Genomic DNA, 1,642 nt, shown 5'->3' with positions numbered 1-1,642 from the left:
GGGGTCGGAGGTGTTCGCGACTGCGTCTCCGTCGAAGTGGGCGGCGGTGCGGGAGCTGGGTGTTGAGGCGTCCCATATTGCTTCGTCGCGGACGACGGAGTTCGAGGGGCTGTTCCGTGACGCGTCCGGTGGGGGTGGTGTGGATGTGGTGCTGGACTCGCTGGCGGGTGAGTTCGTCGATGCCTCGCTGCGGTTGACGCGTGCGGGTGGCCGGTTCGTGGAGATGGGCAAGACCGATATCCGAGATGCGGGTGAGGTCGAGCGGCAGCATCAGGTTGCCTATCAGGCGTTTGATCTGTTGCAGCAGGATCCGGGTGTGATCGGGGCGATGATGTCCTCGTTGACCGAGTTGTTCGCGCAGGGTGTGCTGAGGCCGTTGCCGGTGGCGTGCTGGGATGTGCGGCGGGCGGTGGATGCGTTCCGTTTCCTCAGTCAGGCCCGTCATATCGGCAAGGTCGTACTGACCGTCCCGGTTGGGCGGGGCGCCGGGCGTGCCGGCACGGTGCTGATCACGGGTGCTTCGGGTGCACTGGGCAGGTTGGTGGCGCGGCATCTGGCGGTGACCGGGCAGGCGGAGCGGTTGTTGCTGGTCTCACGTCGTGGATCGGCCGCGCCGGGCATGTCGGAACTGGTTGCTGAGTTGGCCGGCTATGGGATCCCGGCTCAGGTGGTGGCCTGTGATGCCGCTGACCGTGACCAGTTGGCGGGTGTGTTGGCTGGTGTGCCGGTTGAGGTGCCGCTTGTTGGGGTGGTTCATGCTGCGGGTGTGCTTGATGACGGGTTGGCTGTGGCGTTGACCGCGGAGCGGGTGGAGGCGGTGATGCGGCCGAAGGTGGATGCGGCCTGGCACCTGCACGAGCTCACTCGCCATGCCGGTCTGGAATCGTTCGTGTTGTTTTCCTCGGTGGCCGGGGTCTGGGGTAATGCGGGTCAGGCCAATTACGCGGCCGCGAACACCTTCCTGGATGTGCTTGCTGCTTATCGCAGGCGTGAGGGTTTGCCTGGGGTGTCGTTGGCGTGGGGGCCGTGGGAGGGGGGTATGGCCGGTGGTCTGACGGATGCGGATTGGCAGCGGATGGCTCGTCAGGGTTTGCGGCCCTTGTCCGGGCCGGAGGGTCTGGAGCTGCTGGACGCGGCGGCTGGTGCGGCCGATCCGTTGTTGGTGGCGGCCCGGCTGGATCTTGCCGCGCTGCGCCGCTCGGGTGAGGTCCCGCCGCTGTTGTCCGCTCTGGTCCAGGCGGGGCGTTCGAACGCCCCGGCCCGCCGTACGGTGGGCGATTCTGCCGCTGGTGGCGACAACGCCCTGGTCGCGCGCTTGGCTGCACTGGGTCCGGCTGGGCAGCAAGAGATCCTGCAGGACCTGGTCATGGAGCAGGCGGCTCTGGTTCTGGGCATGTCCGGGCCGGACGTCATCGATGCCGGTCGTACGTTCCGTGATGTCGGCTTCGATTCTCTGACCGCTGTTGAACTGCGTAATCGGTTGAACAGTGCCACGGGTCTGCGTCTGCCGGCGACCGTGGTCTTTGACTATCCCACTCCGGCGGTGCTGGCCGCGTTTGTGGTGGGTGAAGTGGTTGGTGAGTCGGGTGGTGTGTCGGTTGGCTCGGTGGCCCCGGCGGGTGGTGGGGTTCCGGTTGATGGT

General features: G+C 66.8%; 1 protein-coding gene. It reads left to right on the top strand.

The window, feature by feature from the left end; translation table 11 throughout:
- A partial coding sequence (locus AQI88_RS42310) for an SDR family NAD(P)-dependent oxidoreductase (RefSeq protein WP_159050618.1) occupies positions 1 to 1,642 on the top strand: 1,642 nt, incomplete at both ends.

This window comes from Streptomyces cellostaticus, from assembly GCF_001513965.1.
Classification (GTDB): domain Bacteria; phylum Actinomycetota; class Actinomycetes; order Streptomycetales; family Streptomycetaceae; genus Streptomyces; species Streptomyces cellostaticus.
This window is presented reverse-complemented; position numbering and strand designations above follow the sequence as displayed.